This is a genomic window from Streptomyces sp. ERV7 (assembly GCF_001653515.1).
GTDB lineage: Bacteria > Actinomycetota > Actinomycetes > Streptomycetales > Streptomycetaceae > Streptomyces.
In genome coordinates this window covers 1-1,320 of sequence record NZ_LYOY01000081.1, presented here as the reverse complement: position 1 = coordinate 1,320, position 1,320 = coordinate 1, and the positions used below count along the sequence as shown (strand labels likewise).

At 73.6% G+C, this 1,320-nt stretch carries 4 protein-coding genes; all 4 read right to left on the bottom strand.

Annotated features, from left to right (window positions below):
• Nucleotide 1 precedes the first annotated feature (1 nt).
• Nucleotides 2-307, bottom strand: coding sequence for a hypothetical protein (locus A8W25_RS30495; protein WP_067167667.1), 306 nt, complete (start codon nucleotides 305-307; stop codon nucleotides 2-4).
• Between the two features lie 101 nt (nucleotides 308-408).
• The gene (locus A8W25_RS30490) at nucleotides 409-768 is read right to left on the bottom strand and encodes a hypothetical protein (RefSeq protein ID WP_067167665.1); all 360 of its coding nucleotides are present in this window, start codon (nucleotides 766-768) and stop codon (nucleotides 409-411) included.
• Complete coding sequence (locus A8W25_RS30485) at nucleotides 765-1,091, bottom strand: WhiB family transcriptional regulator (RefSeq protein WP_079126536.1); 327 nt, start codon at nucleotides 1,089-1,091, stop codon at nucleotides 765-767. Before A8W25_RS30485 ends, A8W25_RS30490 begins: the two co-directional genes overlap by 4 nt.
• Entirely contained in the window at nucleotides 1,091-1,261 is a 171-nt protein-coding gene (locus tag A8W25_RS34210; protein ID WP_158942817.1) for a hypothetical protein, read from the bottom strand. Before A8W25_RS34210 ends, A8W25_RS30485 begins: the two co-directional genes overlap by 1 nt.
• Nucleotides 1,262-1,320 lie beyond the last annotated feature (59 nt).

Sequence of the window (1,320 nt, the reverse complement as noted above, 5' to 3'; positions counted from 1 at the left end):
CTCACGCGACTCGCCTCCCCACCAGCGGCGGTCCCGGGTCGGCGGCGGGGGCGAGCGCGGCCAGGCCGTCGTGGGTGATCTGCGGGGCGTACTCCGGGAGCGCGTTCAGCTGATCCAGCGTGTCGATCAGGACCGTGAGCGGGAGCGCGGCGCCGTCGAAGTGGGCGATGACGGCGGCCCGAGCGGCGACCAGGAGTTCGGCGTGGTCGTGGCGCAGAGCCGCCAACTGGCGCCGCAGCTGGCTGTTCAGCCGGGTCACCGAGGTGAGCGTCGGTCGAGGGACGGCCGGAAGGGTCCGGGTGGACATGAGGGGAAACCTCCGAAGGGAGGGCTGCCGGGTGCGCGCTGGCAGGGGCGACCCAGGGCCGCGCACAGGCCGGCAGCCGATGCAGAAGAAGGCGAGGGGGCTCAGCGGCGCCGGTAGCGGCCGCGCGGAACCGGTTGATTGACCATCGAGCGCAGCACCACGGCGCAGACGCTGATGGCCAGCGCGCAGACCGCGATGGAGGCGGCGACCACGGCGATGGACAGCAGCAGGGCCACCAGCACCGTGCCGACGACCAGCGCACCGCCCGCCCAGGCAACGACCAGCGTCGTCGGCGAGGGGCCGTGCGATCGCGTCGCGGGCGTGGGGGCGTGGCCGCAGCTGCATGGACACGTCGCCGTCTCCGCCTGAATGGGCGCGGAGGAGCTGAAGGTCCGGCCCGCCGCGTCCGTCAGGACGTACCGTGTCGCCGCCTGTACCTGCGGGAAGTTCGGCTCGTTCATGCCGCCGACACCCCCTTGCGCCGCAGGCGGCGCCGCTCGTCGGCGGTCAGCCCGCCGAAGATGCCGAACGCCTCGCCGCGCTCCAGAGCGAGCCGCAGGCACCGTGCCCTGACCGGGCAGCCCCCGCAGATCTGCTTGGCTACCTCGATTGCGCCCGGTGTCCCGTCGAAGAACACCTCGGGGTCCGCCTTGGTGCAAGCCGCGCCCGCCAGCTCGTGCCGTTCGGCGTTGAGTCGGTCGGCCACGGCGGGAACGGGGTGCAGGTGCGGGCGACGAACGCCGGCGAGGGCGCCGCGCGAGCCGCAGCGGTAGATGGTGCTCATCAGCGCACCTCCGCCCGCTCGATACGCGCGATGGGCGTCCACTCGTGGCCGCAACGGCCGCACACCTCACGGGCCGTGCCGCAACGCGAGACCTGCACCCGCCCGTCGCAGCGCGGGCAGGTTACGCACCGCGCGACCGGCCGCCGGTCGTAGAAGGGAGCCGTGCTCATCACGCCTCCCGACCCGAAAGGCGAATCTCCATACCGTTCTCCGCCGCCCACTCCCGGGC